Origin of the sequence: Plantactinospora siamensis, assembly GCF_042434095.1 — a bacterium.
Classification (GTDB): Bacteria; Actinomycetota; Actinomycetes; order Mycobacteriales; family Micromonosporaceae; genus KBS50.
In genome coordinates, this window is the sequence record NZ_JBHLUE010000001.1 from 140817 (window position 1) to 157126 (window position 16310).

Below are 16310 nucleotides of genomic sequence, written 5' to 3' on the forward strand. Positions count from 1 at the left end.
ATGAGCCACGAGTCGTCGCGCCGCCACGGGCGCTGGGGGCGGATCGCCGAACCGGTCCGGGACGCGGCCTTCCGGCGCACGCTGCTGCGCGGCGCCACCCTGCTGCTGGGCACCCTGGTGATCACCACGGCCTTCATCGCCGCGTACGCGGGGGCGCTGCACAACCCGCGCCCGCGTGCCCTTCCGGTCGCGGTCGCCGCCGGCGACGGGCCCGCACACCAACTGCTGGCGGGGGTACGCGCGCGCACGACCGCGGTACGGGAGATCACGTACGCCTCGCCGGCCGCCGCCAACGACGCCCTCGGGGCCCGGGACGTCTACGCGGTCCTCGCCAGCGGCCCGGGCGGGCTCACCCTGCGCACGGCCAGCGCCGGCAGCCCGGCCGCCGCCGAGGCCGTCACAGGCGTGATCGGCGCCGCGGCGCAGACCGCCGGCGCACCCCTATCGGTCACCGACGCCTACCCGACCTCGTCGGACGACCGGCGCGGCCTGGTCCCGTTCTACCTGGCGATCGGGCTGGTCCTCGGCGGCTACCTGGGTACCGCCGCGCTCGGCATCTCGCTCGGCACGGTTCCCCGCACGCTCGGCCGGGCCACGCTGCGGGTGGCCGCGTTCGCGATCTACTCGGTGCTGCTCGGGCTGTCCGGTTGGCTGGTCACCGGCCCGGCGCTCGGCGTCTTCACCCGGCACGGCGCCAGCGTGGCCGGCGCCGGCATGCTGATCGCGTTCGCGGCGGCCATGGTGGCCGCCGCCGCCCAGGGCTGGCTCGGGATGGTCGGCACCGGGCTGGTGATCCTGCTGCTGGTGGTGCTCGGCAACCCCGGCTCCGGTGGGGTCTACGCGCCCGAGTTCCTGCCCGGCCCGTTCGGCAGCATGCACCGGTGGAACATTCCCGGCCTGGCCACCGATCTGATCAAGTCGGTGGCGTACTTCCCCGCCCGGGCCGCGCACTGGCCGCTGCTGGAACTGGCGCTGTGGGCGCTGGCCGGCCTGCTCGCGCTGCTGGTGGCGACCCGGGTGGTCGGCGGCGGGGCGGCGCCCCGACATGAGCGCTAGACCGCGTCCCGGGTGGCCGCCCGGAGACCGGCACATCCCCGGCAGAGGTCCGGGCGATACCATCACTTCCTGTCGGACAGCGCAGTCCTTCGTACCAACGTAAGGAGCGCACGATGACCGACCACCATCACCCCGACGGTCCCGACGCCGCCCTGCGGGCGGACATCCGCCGCCTCGGCACCCTGCTCGGGCAGACGCTGGCCCGCCAGGAGGGTCCGCCGCTGCTCGACCTCGTCGAGGAGATCCGGGCGCTGGTCCGGACCGACGCCGAGGCCGCGGCCGCCCGCCTCGGGGCGATGGACATCGCCACCGGCACCAAGCTGGCCCGCGCCTTCTCCACCTACTTCCACCTGGCCAACATCACCGAGCAGGTGCACCGGGCCCGGGACCTGCGCCGGCAGCGGGCGGTCAACGGCGGCTGGCTGGACCAGGCGGCCACGCTGATCGCCGAGCGCGCGGTGCCGGCCGACGAGATCGCCGAGTCGGCCCGGCGGCTGGCCGTGCGGCCCGTCTTCACCGCCCACCCCACCGAGGCCGCCCGCCGGTCCATCCTCACCAAGCTGCGGGCCATCGCCGACGAACTGGACGCCGAGGCGTCCGCCGCGATCCTCTACGGCGCCGCCGACGAGGGCCCGGCCAACCGCCGGCTGGCCGAGCTGCTCGACCTGCTGTGGCAGACCGACGAGCTGCGGCTGGACCGTCCCGACCCGACCGACGAGGCCCGCAACGCCATCTACTACCTGCGGGACCTGTACGCCGAGGCGGCGCCGCAGGTGCTGGACAACCTCGCCGACACGCTGCGCGGGCTGGGTGTGGAGACCCCGCCGACGGCCCGGCCACTCACCTTCGGCACCTGGATCGGCGGCGACCGGGACGGCAACCCGTTCGTCACCCCTCAGGTCACCCGGGAGGTGCTGCACATCCAGCACGAGCACGGGCTGAGCGCCACCGAACGCGCCATGGAGGCGCTGATCAAGGAGGTGTCGGTGTCCCGCCGGCTGCGCGGGGTCTCGCTCGACCTGTCGGCCAGCCTGGCCAAGGATCTGGACGCGCTGCCCGAGGTGGCCGACCGGTTCCGCCGGACGAACGCCGAGGAGCCCTACCGGTTGAAGGCGCGGTGCGTGCTGGCCAAGCTCGCCAACACCCGCCGCCGGCTGCGGCAGGGCACCGCCCACACGCCGGGCCGGGACTATCGCGGCACCGCCGAGCTGATCGCCGACCTGGAGCTGATGCGGGCGTCGCTGGCCCGCAACTCCGGTCAGCTCACCGCCATGGGCCGGCTGGCCTCGGTGATCAGGACCATCTCCAGCTTCGGGCTGCACCTGGCCACCATGGACATCCGGGAGCACGCCGAGGCGCACCACGCCGTGCTGGCCCAGTTCTACCAGCAGGTGGGCGAGGCGACCGACTACACCGGGCTGAGCCGTACCGAGCGGACCAAGCTGCTGTCCGAGGAGCTGACCGGGCGGCGCCCGCTGGCCGCCATGGCCACCCCGCTCAGCGAGGCCGCGCGCAAGACGTTCGACGTCTTCGCGGCCGTCCGCGAGGCGCAGGACCGGTTCGGCGACGAGGTCATCGAGTCGTACGTCATCTCCATGACCCTCGGCGTGGACGACGTGCTGGCGGCCGTGGTGCTGGCCCGGGAGGCCGGGCTGGTGGACGTGCACAGCGGGCGGGCCCGGATCGGCTTCGTGCCGCTGCTGGAGACGCCTGCCGAGCTGAACGCCGGCGGCGAGATCCTCGACGAGCTGCTGTCGCTGCCCGCGTACCGGGCCGTGGTGGCGGCCCGCGGCGACGTGCAGGAGGTGATGCTCGGCTACTCCGACTCCAACAAGGAGGCCGGCATCACCACCTCGCAGTGGTCGATCCACCGGGCCCAGCGCGCGCTGCGGGACATCGCCGCCCGGCACGGCGTACGGCTGCGGCTGTTCCACGGCCGCGGCGGCACGGTCGGTCGGGGCGGCGGCCCCACGCACGAGGCGATCCTGGCCCAGCCGTACGGGACGCTGGACGGCGCCATCAAGGTCACCGAGCAGGGCGAGGTGATCTCCGACAAGTACACCCTGCCCTCCCTTGCCCGGGAGAACCTCGAGCTCACCATCGCGGCCGTGTTGCAGAGCGCCCTGCTGCACACCGCTCCGCGGCAGCCGGCCGAACAGCTGGAACGCTGGGACGCGGCCATGGACACCGTCTCCGACGCGGCATACCGGGCCTACCGAGCCCTGGTGGAGAATCCGGACCTGGCCGCGTACTTCTGGGCGGCCACCCCCACGGAGCTGCTCGGAGCGCTGAACATCGGCTCCCGGCCGGCGAAGCGGCCCAACACCGGGGCCGGGCTGTCCGGGCTGCGCGCGATCCCGTGGGTGTTCGGCTGGACGCAGACGCGCCAGATCGTGCCCGGCTGGTTCGGCGTGGGCACCGGGCTGGCCGCGGCCCGCGCGGCGGGCCTCGGCGACATCCTGGCCGAGATGCACCGCAGCTGGCACTTCTTCCGGACGTTCCTGTCGAACGTCGAGATGATGCTGACCAAGACCGACCTGACCATCGCCCAGCGGTACGTGGAGACGCTGGTACCGGAGAACCTCCACCCGATCTTCGACACGATCTCCGCGGAGTACGAGCTGACCAAGCGGGAGGTGCTGGCCATCACGGCCTCCCCGGCGCTGCTGGAGAACTCCCCGGTGCTGCAACGCACGCTCGCGGTCCGGGACACCTACCTGCGGCCGCTGCACCACCTGCAGGTGGCGCTGCTGCGGCAGTACCGCGAATCCGGGCTGGCCGGGCGCGCGGTGGCCACCGCGCCGGGCGGCCGGCGCGCCCCGGGCGACGGCACCGCGCTGGAGCGCGCCCTGCTCACCACCGTCAACGGCATCGCCGCCGGCATGCGCAACACCGGCTGAGGGGTAAGGAAGGGCCCCTTCTTATCGTTTCTTGTATAGGAAGGGCCCCTTGTTAACGCCGCCGCCCGCCCGGCGGTGCGCTCAGTTCTGTTGGCCGGTGGGGCGGACGACGACGGTGTTCACGTCCACGCGCGCCGGCTGGTCGATCGTCCAGGCGATTGCCTGGGCGATCTGGTCGGCGGTCAGCAGGGCCGTGCCCTGCGCTCCGCCCAGATCGTCCCAGAACGGCGTGTCGATCCGGCCGGGAGCGATCAGGGTGACCCCGACACCGTCCCCGGTGACCAACCGCCGGACGTTCTCGGCCAGCCCGGTCACCGCCCACTTCGTCGCGCCGTACACGTTTCCGGGGCTGCCGATCAGCCCGGCCACGCTGCCCACCAGCACGATGCGCCCCTGCGTCTCCCGCAGCGCCGGCAACGCGTACCGGACCAGCAGCGCGGGCCCGAGCACGTTGGTCAGCACCATTTCCCGCCATTGGGCGGGGTCGCCGTCGGCGATCGTGTCGCGGGTGGCGAAGCCGGCGTTCGCGATCGCCACGTCCAACCGGCCGTACCGGTCCAGGACGGCTGCGACGGCGCGCTCGACATCGGGTGCGTTGCTCGCATCGCCGGGCAGGGTCAGCAACTCCGCGGGATTGCCGAGCGAATCGGCGAACCGCTTGAGTCGGCCGGCGTCCCGGCCCGTGATGGCAAGCCGGTGGCCCTTACCGAGCAGGTCGCGGGTGACCGATGCCCCGATCCCGCTTGATCCACCGGTAATCAGGGTTACCAATGATCCGTTCATGCGGACCACCCTAGGAGTTCGAGTGGACACGAAGTCAACGCGTTAAGAAGGGCCCCCTGCTATACAAAAAGCGATAAGAAGGGGCCCTTCCTTACCTCAGCTGGTCTCGCCGGGCTGGCTGAAGTTGCGGAGGCGTTCGATGGCTAGGGCGGTGAAGCCGACCACGATCACGGCCGTCATGATCAGCGCCACCGGCAGCGACACGTTGTGCTTCAACAGCTCGGTGGGGGCGATCCGGTCGGTGATGGTGAGCACGTACTGCTGGATGGAGAGCACGGCCGTGCCGCTCACCAGGTTGGTCAGCAGGCCCTCCCAGATCAGCACATAGACCAGGCCGAGCAGCACCGGCCGGCGGGTGAGCAGGCTGAGCGCCAGGAACAGCGCCGAGTACGCCAGCGCGCCCACCGCGCCGGCCGCGGCGAGTCCCAGGCCGAGGCGTACGGAATGGGCGAGCACGCCCCCGACGTACAGCGGGATGCCCGCGGTCAGCGCCGTGACCCCGGTGGCCACCGCGAGCTTCGGCAGGATGATCTGCCACCGCGGGATCGGCTTGGTGAGGATGTGCACGATCGTGCCGTCCTCGATCTCCGAGCCGAGCACGCCGGTGCCGACGATCAGCGAGACGACCGGCAGCACCACGGCCAGGCCGAGGCCGACCAGGACCGGTTGGGCCCACTGGCCCGGGTCGACGCCGGCCGAGCGGGCCACCACGGCCAGCACCACCAGCAGCGCCGGCAGCGGAAGCAGCAGCAGGAACCGGCGCCGGCCCAGCAGCCCCCGGGTGGTGATCCAGGCGATGGTCGCGTTCATGGTGTGGTCATGCCTCCACGAGGTAGGAGAAGACGCTCTCCAGGGACTCGTCCGACGGGATCAGGCGACGGACCCGGATGCCGGAGCGCAGCGCCAACTTGGGCAGCGCCCGGGTGAAGCTGCCGTAGTCGCCGGCCCGCACGGTCAGGCCGGTGCGGTCCAGCTCCACCCCGGTCACCGACGGCTCGGCCATCAGGGCCACGGCCAGCGCCCGGTCGTCGGTGGACTGGACGACGAAGACGTGCGGCCGGTTGGTCATCAGCCGGCGGATGGTCCGGAAGTCACCGGAGGCGGCCAGCCGCCCGGCCACGATCACCTGGACCGTGCCGGAGAGCTGCTCGACCTCCTCGAGAATGTGCGAGCTGAACAGGATCGTCCGGCCGGCGCCGCCGAGGGTGTGCAGCAGCTCCATCATGTGCAACCGCTGCCGCGGGTCCATCCCGTTGAACGGCTCGTCGAGCAGCAGCACGTCCGGGTCGTGCACCAGCGCGGCGGCCACCCGGATGCGCTGCCGCATGCCCTTCGAGTACGTCTCGATCCGCCGGTCCTGGGCCGGGGTCATCTCGACCAGCTCGACCGCCCGCCGGGCCGCGGCCGCCGGCTCGGCCAGCCGGTGCAGCCGGGCGCTGGCCAGCACGAACTCGTACCCGGTGAGGAACGTGTGCACGGCCTCCCGCTCGCTGACCAGGCCGAGCCGGCGGTACACGTCCGGGTTGCGCCAGGTCGGCTCGCCGCCGAGGGTGACCCGACCGCGCGACGGGGCCAGGAAGCCGGCCATCATGTGCAGCAGCGTGGTCTTGCCGGCGCCGTTCGGCCCGAGCAGGCCGGTCACGCCGGGTCCGAGCGTCATGGTGATGTCGTTGACCGCCACCACGTTGCCGTACCAGCGGGACACCCCGGCCAGCTCCACCAGGGTCGGTGCGGCGACCGGCCGGCCGTCGACGGGCGCCGGGGTCATGGAAGCGGTGCTCATCGGGCGGCGACCTTCCGGTAGCGGAGCAGCAGCAGGGCGACGCAGCCGACCACCAGGATCAGGGCGACCGCGCCGTACACCGGGCCGAAGTCGCCGATCGGCAGCAGCTGCCGGTTGTTGGCGGAGAGCACGCCGCGGAACAGCCAGGCGCCCACCCCGGCGATCAGGCTGCTCGGCGAGGCGAGCCCGGCGAGCTGGTTGGCGGTCTGCGAGGGCAGCACCGACAGCACGCCAACCACCGGAGTGGTCATCAGGAAGACCGCCACCACCGCGCCCGCGGCGATGGCCCGCTTGCCGGTCAGGGCGGCCACCAGCAGCGAGATGGCGGCGAAGACCAGGGCCCAGATGCCGGCGTAGAGCAGCCCCGGCACCAGGTCGGTGAACTCGTCCCAGGCCCCGTGCATCCCCTTGCCGGTGGAGAACGCCGCCCCGATGAACATCAGCACCTGCGGACCGCCCAGCAGCAGCCACACCGCGGTCGCCAGCGCGGCGAACTTGGCCAGCGCGTAGTCGGAGCGGGCCAGCGGCCGGGAGAAGTACAGCGGCAGGACGCCGCTGCGCAGGTCCCGGGAGACCAGCTCCGGGGCGACCACGGCCACGAAGAAGATGACCAGCCAGCTCAGCGAGTCGGCGAACTGGGCGTAGCTCAGCACCACCTGGCCGAGCCGGGCGCGGATCGCGATGAGCACGGCCGCCACCACGGTCACGATGCCGACGATCAGCCAGGGGAAGATCTTTGCCTTGGCGCTGCGGCCCAGCCCGAAGGACGTGCGCAGGGCGTGCACGTACAGCGCGGCCACGATGTGCCGGCGGCCGAGCCGCGGGCCCGCGTACCGGCGGTAACCGATGTCGTGGATCACGCCGTCCGGAGCGGCGGCGCGAACCTCAGCCGTTGACACTGGCGGCCTCCTTGCTGGCGAACAGCTCGGCCACCCGGTGCCGGCGCTGGTCGAGACGGTGCAGCGGCAGGTCCAGGTCGGCCACCGCGGTGAGGATCAGGTCGTACGTCTGCTCCGCCTCGAGCGGGACGAGCAGCAATCGGCCCTCCCGGCTCACCCGCAGGCGCAGCTCGGTCAGCCGGGCCGCCAGCTCCTCGGTGCCCTCGCTCACCTCGATCGACAGCACGTCGGTGGCCGAGGTCATGGTGGCCATGTTGGCCGAGCGCAGCAGCCGGCCGCCCTCGATGGCCACCAGCGCGTCGCAGATCCGCTCCACCTCGCCCAGCAGGTGCGAGCAGACCACCACGGAGATGCCGAACTCGGTGCCGATCCGGTGGATCAGGGTGAGCATGGCCTCCCGGCCGGCCGGGTCGAGCCCGTTGGTCGGCTCGTCCAGCAACAGCAGGTCCGGATCGTGCACCAGCGCCTGGGCCAGCTTCACCCGCTGCTTCATGCCGGTCGAGTAGCCGCCGATCTGCCGGTAGCGCTCCTCGTACAGGCCGACGTGCCGGAGCGCCTCGGAGGCCCGCTCCCGGGCGGCGGTCTTGGGCAGGCCGCCGATCCGACCCATGTGGGTGACGAACTCCGCGGCGCTCAGGTCGGGCGGCAGGCAGTCGTGCTCGGGCATGTATCCCACCCGCGTCCGCACGGCGGCCGGGTCGGTGACCGGGTCGATGCCGAGCACCCGGGCCGAGCCGCTGGTCGGCGGCAACAGGCCCAGCATGATCTTGATGAAGGTTGACTTGCCGGCGCCGTTCGCGCCGACCAACCCGACGATGCCGGGCTCGACCGCGACCGTGAGGTCGGCCAGCGCGGTCACCCGCCCGCCGTACGTCTTGGTCAGCGACTGGGTCGCGAGAACTGTCACGTCGAACAGCCTAGGAAACCGGCGCATCCTCGGCGAGGAAGACCGACCCTGGTCGTTCCCTGATCCTTCCGGCCGCCGGCTCAGGGAAACGCCGTAGAGCCGACGGGGGGCCTCCCCCCGAGTGGCGCTCTCGACCGATCGGCGGTGTGCTGCGAAACTGTGTGCCGGCCGGGATGTTGGGGGTTCGATGAGCAACGGGTGGACACTGCCCGATGAGGTGCTTCGCGAGGCGCCGGCGTACACGCCGCGCCCCTACGAGCTGGCCGATCTGGAGCTGCTGCTGGCCGGGGCGTACGCCCCGCTGACCGGTTTCATGAGCCGCGCCGACCTCACCTCGCTGGCCCGACGCGGGCGGCTGGCCGACGGCACTCACTGGCCGGTGCCGGTGACCCTGCAGGTGCCCGCCGAGCTGGCCGGCGAGATGGAGCTGGGCGACCCGCTTCGCCGAGCCCTGGTGCTGACCGACACCGAGGGCGCCCCGGTGGCGCTCATGGAGATCACGGACGTCTGGACGGGCCGGGACGGGCAGGTCGGCCTCGGTGGCCCGGTCCGCCGGCTCGGCGACGGCGGGCACGGGCCGTTCCAGCGGCTGCGGCGTACGCCGGACGAGGTACGCGCGCTGCTGCCCCCGGGCCGGGTGCTCGGGGTGATCGCCGACCGCCCGCTGCACCGCCCGCAGCTGGCGCAGATCGCGCACGCGGCCCGCACGCTCGTGGCGCACCTGCTGGTGCTCATCCCGAGCAGCGAACCGGCCCAGGACGGGCTGCCGCCCGAGGTGCTGGTCCGTTGCGTGTTCGCGGCCCGCGACCGGATGCCGCCGGCCACCCTCATCACCGTGCCGCTGGCCCGGCGCGGCGACGAGATCTCCGACGCGCTGCTGCGGGCCCGGGTGGCCGCCGCGTACGGCGTCACCCACCTGCTCTCCACCGGCGAGATGCTGTCCGGGGGCGGCCCGCGGGTGCTGGTGCCCCGCGAGCTCGCGTACGACAACCGGGACGGGCAGTGGCGGTGGCGGGACGACATTCCGCCGCGCAACCGGCGGCTGGCGCTGCGCCCCGACGAGATCGAGGACCTGCTGGACCGCGGGTTCCCGCTGCCGGAGTGGCACACCCCGCCCGCGGTGGCCAAGGAGCTGTCCCGGGCCCGGCCGCCGCGCCGGCACCGGGGCCTGGTCGTCTTCTTCACCGGCCTGTCCGGCTCGGGCAAGTCGACCATCGCCCGCGGCCTGGCCGACGCCCTCCGGGAGACCGGGGACCGCACCGTGACCCTCCTGGACGGCGACGTGGTACGCCGGGAGCTGTCGGCCGGACTGGGCTTCAGCAAGGCCGACCGGGACCTCAACGTGCGCCGGATCGGCTGGGTGGCCGCCGAGGTGGCCCGGCACCGGGGCATGGCGCTGTGCTGCCCGATCGCCCCGTACGACCAGGCGCGCCGGACGGCCCGGCAGATGGCGCTGGCCGCGGGCGCCGGGTTCGTCCTGGTGCATGTCTCGACCCCGCTGGACGTGTGCGAGCGGCGCGACCGGAAGGGCCTGTACGCGCGTGCCCGGGCCGGCCTGCTGGCGGGGATGACCGGCATCGACGACCCGTACGAGGAGCCGACCGACGCCGATCTCGTGCTGGACACCAGCGCGTTCACCGTCGAGGAGGCGGTGCAGGCGGTGCTGGAGCACCTCACCGAGACCGGCTGGGTCGAGCCGCGCCTGCAGCCGGCCTGAGCGGCGGGCCGCGCCGGCCGCGCCGTGGCGGCCGCGCCGGAGCTGCCGCGCGGCCGGGACGCGCCGACCGGACCGCCGCGCGGCCGCGCCGCACCGGCCGGACCACCGCGCGGCCGGGACGCACCGGCCAGACCGCGGCGGCCGCGCCACACCGGCCGGACCACCGCGCGGCCGGGACGCACCGGCCAGACCGCGGCGGCCGCGCCGCACCGGTCGGACCACCGCGCGGCCGGGACGCGCCGGCAGACCGCGGCGGCCGCGCCGCACCGGTCGGACCGCCGCGCGGCCGGGACGCCGCGCGGCCGCGGCCGCACGGGCCCGAGTGGCCGCGATGTTCGGATTTGTTGGATTCCGTGTGAACCCGTAGGGTCGGTCTCGTGACCGGACCCGGACGGCCCTGATGCTGGCCCAGCAGCGGCAGGCCGCCATCCTGGACCGGGTCCGGACCGCCGGCGGGGTGCGGGTGAGCGACCTCGCGGCCGAGTTCACCGTCTCCGACATGACGATCCGGCGCGACCTGGACGCGCTGGCCGACCGCGGCCTGCTGGCCAAGGTGCACGGCGGGGCGACCCGGGCGCACCCCGGCTCCACCGACGAACCGGGCTTCGCCGCGAAATCCGTCCGGCAGCGCGCCGAGAAGGCCGCCATCGCGGCCCGGGCGGCCCGGCTGGTCGAGCCCGGCCAGGCCATCGGGCTGTCGGCCGGGACCACCACCGCCGAACTGGCCCGGCGGCTCGCCACGGTGCCCCGGTTGACCGTGGTGACCAATTCGGTGCCGGTGTCCGAGGTGTTCCACCGCGGCGGCCGGCCGGACCAGACGGTCGTGCTCACCGGGGGCGTACGCACCCCGTCAAACGCCCTGGTCGGGCCGGTGGCGGTGGCCGCGCTCCGGACCCTGCACGTGGACCTGCTCTTCCTCGGGGTACACGGGATGGGCGAGCGCGCCGGTTTCAGCACCCCGAACCTGCTGGAGGCGGAGACCGACCGCGCGCTGGTGGCCTCGGCGGACCGGCTCGTGGTGCCGGCCGACCACACGAAGTGGGGAGTTGTGGGTATCTCAACCATCGTCGAGCTGGGTGCGGCGCACACCGTGATCTCCGACGCCGGGCTGCCGCCCGACGCCCGGGCCAGCCTGGCCGAGCGGGGCGTGGAACTGCTGATCGTGGAGGGTGGAACGGAATGAAGCGCACCTCGGTGCAGCTCGCCGACGGGCGGGAACTCATCTACTTCGACGAACGGGACGATGCCGACCGGAGCATGCCGGACCGGCGGGAGCTGCCACCCCCGCCGCCGGCCTCGCAGCTGCGGTACGACCCACTGGTGGACGAGTGGGTGGCCGTGGCCGCCCACCGGCAGACCCGGACCTTCCTGCCGCCCGCCGACGAGTGCCCGCTCGACCCGTCCACGCCGGACCGCTCGACCGAGATCCCCGTGTACGACTACGACGTGGCGGTGTTCGAGAACCGGTTCCCCTCGTTGAGCGACCGGGTCGGCGAGCTGCCCGCGGAGCTGACCCCGTACACGCCGGTCCGTCCGGGGCTGGGCCGGTGCGAGGTCGTCTGCTTCACCTCCGACCACAACGCCTCGTTCGCCACCCTGCCGCCGGAGCGGGTCCGGCTGGTGGTCGAGGCCTGGGCCGACCGGACGGCGCGGTTGTCCGAGCTGCCCGGCATGGAGCAGGTCTTCTGCTTCGAGAACCGGGGCGTGGAGATCGGCGTGACGCTGCACCACCCGCACGGGCAGATCTACGCGTACCCCTTCGTGACGCCGCACGGCCGGGCCATGGTGGCCGCGGCCCGCCGGCACGCCGAGGCCACCGGCGGCCGCAACCTGTACGCGGACGTCCTGGCCGCCGAGCGCGCCGCCGGGGACCGGGTGGTGGCCGGCAACGAGCACTGGACCGCGTACGTCCCGGCCGCCGCCCGGTGGCCGTTCGAGGTGCATGTGGCGCCGCACCGGGTGGTGCCGGACATCCCGGCGCTGGACGACGCGGAGCGGGACGCGTTCGGGCAGCTCTACCTCGACGTGCTGCGCCGGTTCGACGCGCTGTTCGACAAGCCCATGCCGTACATCTCGGCCTGGCACCAGGCGCCCGTGCACGCCGATCGGGAGCTGGCCCACCTGCACCTGCAGCTGTTCAGCATCCGGCGGGCGGCCGACAAGCTGAAATACCTGGCCGGTTCGGAGTCGGCCGTGGGCGTCTTCATCAACGACATCGCCCCCGAGCAGGCCGCCCAGCGCCTCCGCGACGCCGGCTGAGGGCGAAGGAAGGGCCCCTTGTTATCGCTTTTTGTAGAGCAAGGGCCCCTTGTTAACAGGCCAGCCGGCGCAGCGGCCGACACGGGTGCGGGGGGCCCGGGACAGGGCCCCCCGCTCTGGGAAGGGACGGCTGGCTGTGCGCGACAGCCGGGAGGCACCGACCGACACCGGACGGGTGTCGCCGGTCGGGCGATCTCCCGGACGTGACTGGCATCACGTCCACCCCGTACAACGACGGAGGTCGCTGCCCGGTGACGGCAGGCACGGGATGACGGGCGTTAAGAGGGGCCCCCTGCTATACAAAAAGCGATAACAAGGGGCCCTTCCTTACACCTCAGGCGTTGAGGCGCTTGGCCAGGTTCTCGTCGAGCGTGGCCATGAACTCGTCGGTGCTCTGCCACGGCGCGTCGCGGGAGATCAGCAGCGCGAGGTCCTTGGTCATCTGGCCGCCCTCGACGGTGTCCACGATCACCCGCTCCAGGGTGTCGGCGAACTCGGTGACCGCCGGGGTGTTGTCCAGCTTGCCGCGGTGGGCCAGCCCCCGCGTCCAGGCGTAGATCGACGCGATCGGGTTGGTCGACGTCTTCTCGCCCTTCTGGTACTGCCGGTAGTGCCGGGTGACCGTGCCGTGCGCGGCCTCCGCCTCGACCGTGCGGCCGTCCGGGGTCATCAGCACCGAGGTCATCAGGCCGAGCGAGCCGAAGCCCTGGGCCACGGTGTCCGACTGCACGTCGCCGTCGTAGTTCTTGGCGGCCCAGACGAAGCCGCCCTCCCACTTCAGCGCGGCGGCCACCATGTCGTCGATCAGCCGGTGCTCGTACGTGATGCCCGCGGCGTCGAACTCGCCCTTGAACTCGTTCTCGAACACCTCGGCGAAGAGGTCCTTGAACCGGCCGTCGTACGCCTTGAGGATGGTGTTCTTCGTCGAGAGGTACACCGGGTAGCCGCGGTCCAGCCCGTACCGCAGGCAGGCGCGGGCGAAGTCCCGGATGCTGTCGTCGAAGTTGTACATGCCCATGGCGACGCCGCCGCCCGGGAACTTCGCGATCTGCATCTCGACGGGCTGGCTGCCGTCTTCCGGCGTGTAGGTGATGGTGACCGTGCCGGGGCCGGGGACCACGAAGTCGGTGGCCTTGTACTGGTCGCCGTGGGCGTGCCGGCCGATGATGATGGGCTTGGTCCAGCCCGGCACCAGCCGCGGCACGTTCGACATGATGATCGGCTCGCGGAAGACCACGCCGCCGAGGATGTTCCGGATCGTGCCGTTGGGCGAGCGCCACATCTTCTTCAGGCCGAACTCGTCGACCCGGGCCTCGTCGGGGGTGATGGTGGCGCACTTGACGCCCACGCCGTGCTGCTTGATGGCGTTGGCCGCGTCGACGGTGACCTGGTCGTCGGTGGCGTCGCGGTGCTGAATCGACAGGTCGTAGTAGTGCAGGTCGACGTCGAGGTAGGGCAGGATCAGCTGCTCGCGGATCTGCTTCCAGATGATCCGGGTCATCTCGTCGCCGTCGAGCTCTACGACCGGGTTGGTTACCTTGATCTTCGCCATCGGCCGGCGCTCCTCTCGGGGGACATGCTCAAGCAGTACGAGCGTACTGCATGGGTCCGGGACTGCGGGCGTCAGGCCGGTGAGCCGGGCTCGCGTACCCACTGTACGAGTTGCAGGATCACCCCGTTCGGATCGGTGACCTGGAAGTACCGCTCCCCCCAGGGCTCGGTCTCGATAGGCGTGGTGATCTCCACCCCCTCGGCCCGGATCCGGTCGTACTCGGCGTCGATGTCGTCCACCACGAACGCCACGAGCAGGCCGGCCGCGTGCCGGTCACGTAGCGCGGCCGGCTTGAGGCTGGGCAGGCCGGTGCGCAGGAAGATCAGGTTGAACCCGGCGTCCGGGCGGCTCAGCGAGACGAAACCGTCCGCGGACATCTCCTCGGTGAAGCCGAGGTGCCGGATGACGAAATCGGCCGACGCGCGCACGTCGGCGACGTTGAGCGAGAGGGCGGAGGCGGTGATCTTCATGGGCGGCGGCTCCACGGCTGGTCGACGGGCACACTGTCGCCGCACATTGTACAGCGTACGTCGTACAGTGTTGTTGCCTGCGAGAATGGCGCGGTGACCACCGATGCCACCGGGACCGGCGACCCCGGCCGTACCCTCGCGTTGCTCTGGCGCCGCGCCGTCGCGGCGCCGGCGGCCGGCCGCGGACGGCGACGGGGGCCGCGGCAGGGCCGCACGGTGGACGAGATCGTCGACGCGGCCATCGCGCTCGCCGACGCGGCCGGGCTGGACGCGGTCACCATGCGCGCGGTGGCCCAGGCGCTGGGCATCGCGCCCATGAGCCTCTACACCTACCTGCCCGGCAAGGGCGAGCTGCTGGACCTGATGCTCGACACGGTCTATGCCCGGATGCCCCGACCGGACCGCTCCGGCCGGTCGTGGCGGGCCCGCGCGGCCGCCGTGGCGGCCGACAACCGGACCCTGTACGCCGCGCACCCGTGGGCTGCGGCCGTGACCACCGGTCGCCCGCCGCTGGGGCCGGGCCTGATGGCCAAGTACGACTATGAGCTGCGCGCGTTCGACGACACCGGCCTGGACGACGTGCGCCGGGACGCGGCGCTGACCTACCTGCTCGACTTCGTCCGGGCGGCCGCCCGGACGGCCGGCGAGACCCGGGCCGTCCGCCGGGACAGCGCCCGGAGCGAGCAGGAGTGGTGGGCGGCCAACGGCCCGCTGCTGGCCCGGGTGCTGGACGAGCGGGAATATCCGCTGGCCGTCCGGGTGGGCGCCGCGGCCGGCGCGGCGCAGGGCGCGGCGTACGACCCGGACCGGGCGTACGAGTTCGGGCTGGCCCGGGTGCTGGACGGCCTGGCCGCCCTCATCGAGAAGACGTAAGGAAGGGCCCCTTGTTATCGCTTTCGGTATAGGAAGGGCCCCCTGTTAACGCGCGAAGCGCCCCGGACCCGCGGGTCCGGGGCGCTTCGCGCGTACCGGCTCACATGTTCGCGACGTCGCCCTGCTTGGCGCGGACCGCCTCGGCGGCCGCCTTGAGGCTGGCCAGCTCGTCGGCGTCCAGGTCGGTCTCCACGATCCGGCGCACGCCCTCGGCGCCGATCTCGGCCTCGACGCCCAGGTAGACGCCGGAGATGCCGTACTCGCCGTCCACCCAGGCGCACACCGGCATGACCGCGCCGGAGTCCTCCGCCACCGCCTTCGCCATCCGGGCCGCGGCCGCGGACGGGGCGTAGTAGGCCGAACCGGTCTTGAGCAGCGCGACCACCTCGGCGCCGCCGTTGCGGGTGCGGACCACCAGCTCCTCGATCTGCTCGGCCGGCATGGCCTCGCGCAGCGGCTTGCCGTTCACCGTGCTCTGGGACGGGACCGGCACCATCGTGTCGCCGTGCGAGCCGAGGGTGAGGGTCCGCACCGAGCCGACCGGCACGTCGAGGGCCTCGGCCACGAAGTTGCTGAATCGCGCGGTGTCCAGCATGCCGGCCTGGCCCAGCACCCGGTTCTTGGGGAACTGGCTGGCCAGCTGCGCCACCGCGGTCATCTCGTCGAGCGGGTTGGAGACGACGATGACGACGGCGTTCGGGGCGTACTTGGCGACCTGCTCGGCCACCTGCCGGACGATCTTGGCGTTGGTCTCCAGCAGGTCCATCCGGCTCATGCCGGGCTTGCGGGCCAGGCCCGCCGTGATCACGACGACGTCGGAGCCCTCGATGACCTCGTAGCCCTCGCCGTTCTTGCCCGTGGTCTTCCCGACGACCTTCGTCTCGAAGCCCTCGATCGGGCGCGACTGGTTGATGTCCAGCGCCAGCCCCTCGGGCTTGCCGTCGATGATGTCGGTGATCACGACGGTGTCGAAGACGTCGTACTCGGCGAGGCGCTGCGCCGTCGTCGAGCCGTAGAAGCCGGCGCCGACGACGGTGACCTTTTTGCCCATGGTCGTCCCACTCTCTGATACACGACGGGTTTTCCGGACCGTATCAGCCATCGTGTCACC

14 protein-coding genes are annotated in these 16310 nt (G+C 72.6%); 6 read left to right on the plus strand and 8 right to left on the minus strand.

Features of this window, described 5'->3' with window-relative positions:
• Both ACFFHU_RS00580 and ppc read left to right on the plus strand, forming a co-directional pair.
• On the plus strand, window positions 1-1056 hold the full coding sequence (locus tag ACFFHU_RS00580; RefSeq protein ID WP_377334531.1) for a hypothetical protein: 1056 nt from the start codon (window positions 1-3) through the stop codon (window positions 1054-1056).
• 113 nt (window positions 1057-1169) lie between these two features.
• A complete protein-coding gene (gene ppc / locus ACFFHU_RS00585) occupies window positions 1170-3956 on the plus strand; it encodes a phosphoenolpyruvate carboxylase (protein ID WP_377334533.1) in 2787 nt (928 codons plus the stop codon).
• Between the two features lie 81 nt (window positions 3957-4037).
• Here the strand turns inward: ppc and ACFFHU_RS00590 are convergent, their stop codons facing one another.
• From ACFFHU_RS00590 to ACFFHU_RS00610, 5 genes are all read right to left on the minus strand, one after another.
• On the minus strand, window positions 4038-4739 hold the full coding sequence (locus ACFFHU_RS00590) for an SDR family oxidoreductase (RefSeq protein ID WP_377334535.1): 702 nt from the start codon (window positions 4737-4739) through the stop codon (window positions 4038-4040).
• Between the two features lie 96 nt (window positions 4740-4835).
• Window positions 4836-5549 (minus strand): ABC transporter permease, encoded by a 714-nt coding sequence (locus ACFFHU_RS00595; RefSeq protein ID WP_377334537.1) that lies wholly within the window; start codon window positions 5547-5549, stop codon window positions 4836-4838.
• Window positions 5550-5556: 7 nt separating this feature from the next.
• Window positions 5557-6507, minus strand: coding sequence for an ABC transporter ATP-binding protein (locus ACFFHU_RS00600; RefSeq protein WP_377334859.1), 951 nt, complete (start codon window positions 6505-6507; stop codon window positions 5557-5559).
• 11 nt (window positions 6508-6518) lie between these two features.
• Complete coding sequence (locus tag ACFFHU_RS00605; RefSeq protein ID WP_377334539.1) at window positions 6519-7421, minus strand: ABC transporter permease; 903 nt, start codon at window positions 7419-7421, stop codon at window positions 6519-6521.
• A complete protein-coding gene (locus ACFFHU_RS00610) occupies window positions 7408-8328 on the minus strand; it encodes an ABC transporter ATP-binding protein (RefSeq protein ID WP_377334541.1) in 921 nt (306 codons plus the stop codon). Before ACFFHU_RS00610 ends, ACFFHU_RS00605 begins: the two co-directional genes overlap by 14 nt.
• 187 nt (window positions 8329-8515) lie before the next feature.
• Between ACFFHU_RS00610 and cysC the strand changes: the two genes are divergently transcribed.
• The 3 genes from cysC to galT all read left to right on the plus strand — a co-directional run bounded on the left by cysC (window position 8516) and on the right by galT (window position 12304).
• Complete coding sequence (gene cysC / locus ACFFHU_RS00615) at window positions 8516-10045, plus strand: adenylyl-sulfate kinase (RefSeq protein WP_377334543.1); 1530 nt, start codon at window positions 8516-8518, stop codon at window positions 10043-10045.
• Between the two features lie 400 nt (window positions 10046-10445).
• Window positions 10446-11228, plus strand: a complete 783-nt coding sequence (locus ACFFHU_RS00620) for a DeoR/GlpR family DNA-binding transcription regulator (protein ID WP_377334545.1) — start codon at window positions 10446-10448, stop codon at window positions 11226-11228.
• Window positions 11225-12304 (plus strand): galactose-1-phosphate uridylyltransferase, encoded by a 1080-nt coding sequence (gene galT / locus ACFFHU_RS00625; protein ID WP_377334547.1) that lies wholly within the window; start codon window positions 11225-11227, stop codon window positions 12302-12304. The genes ACFFHU_RS00620 and galT overlap by 4 nt, the downstream gene beginning before the upstream one ends.
• 334 nt (window positions 12305-12638) lie before the next feature.
• Here the strand turns inward: galT and ACFFHU_RS00630 are convergent, their stop codons facing one another.
• Both ACFFHU_RS00630 and ACFFHU_RS00635 read right to left on the minus strand, forming a co-directional pair.
• Window positions 12639-13856: an NADP-dependent isocitrate dehydrogenase gene (locus tag ACFFHU_RS00630; protein WP_377334549.1), complete on the minus strand. Its 1218-nt coding sequence runs from the start codon at window positions 13854-13856 to the stop codon at window positions 12639-12641.
• Between the two features lie 71 nt (window positions 13857-13927).
• Window positions 13928-14326, minus strand: a complete 399-nt coding sequence (locus tag ACFFHU_RS00635; RefSeq protein WP_377334551.1) for a VOC family protein — start codon at window positions 14324-14326, stop codon at window positions 13928-13930.
• A gap of 93 nt (window positions 14327-14419) precedes the next feature.
• On the opposite strand from ACFFHU_RS00635, the gene ACFFHU_RS00640 reads away from it, so the two are divergent.
• Window positions 14420-15199: a TetR/AcrR family transcriptional regulator C-terminal domain-containing protein gene (locus tag ACFFHU_RS00640; RefSeq protein WP_377334553.1), complete on the plus strand. Its 780-nt coding sequence runs from the start codon at window positions 14420-14422 to the stop codon at window positions 15197-15199.
• 100 nt (window positions 15200-15299) lie between these two features.
• Here the strand turns inward: ACFFHU_RS00640 and mdh are convergent, their stop codons facing one another.
• Window positions 15300-16250: a malate dehydrogenase gene (gene mdh, locus ACFFHU_RS00645; protein ID WP_377334555.1), complete on the minus strand. Its 951-nt coding sequence runs from the start codon at window positions 16248-16250 to the stop codon at window positions 15300-15302.
• Window positions 16251-16310 lie beyond the last annotated feature (60 nt).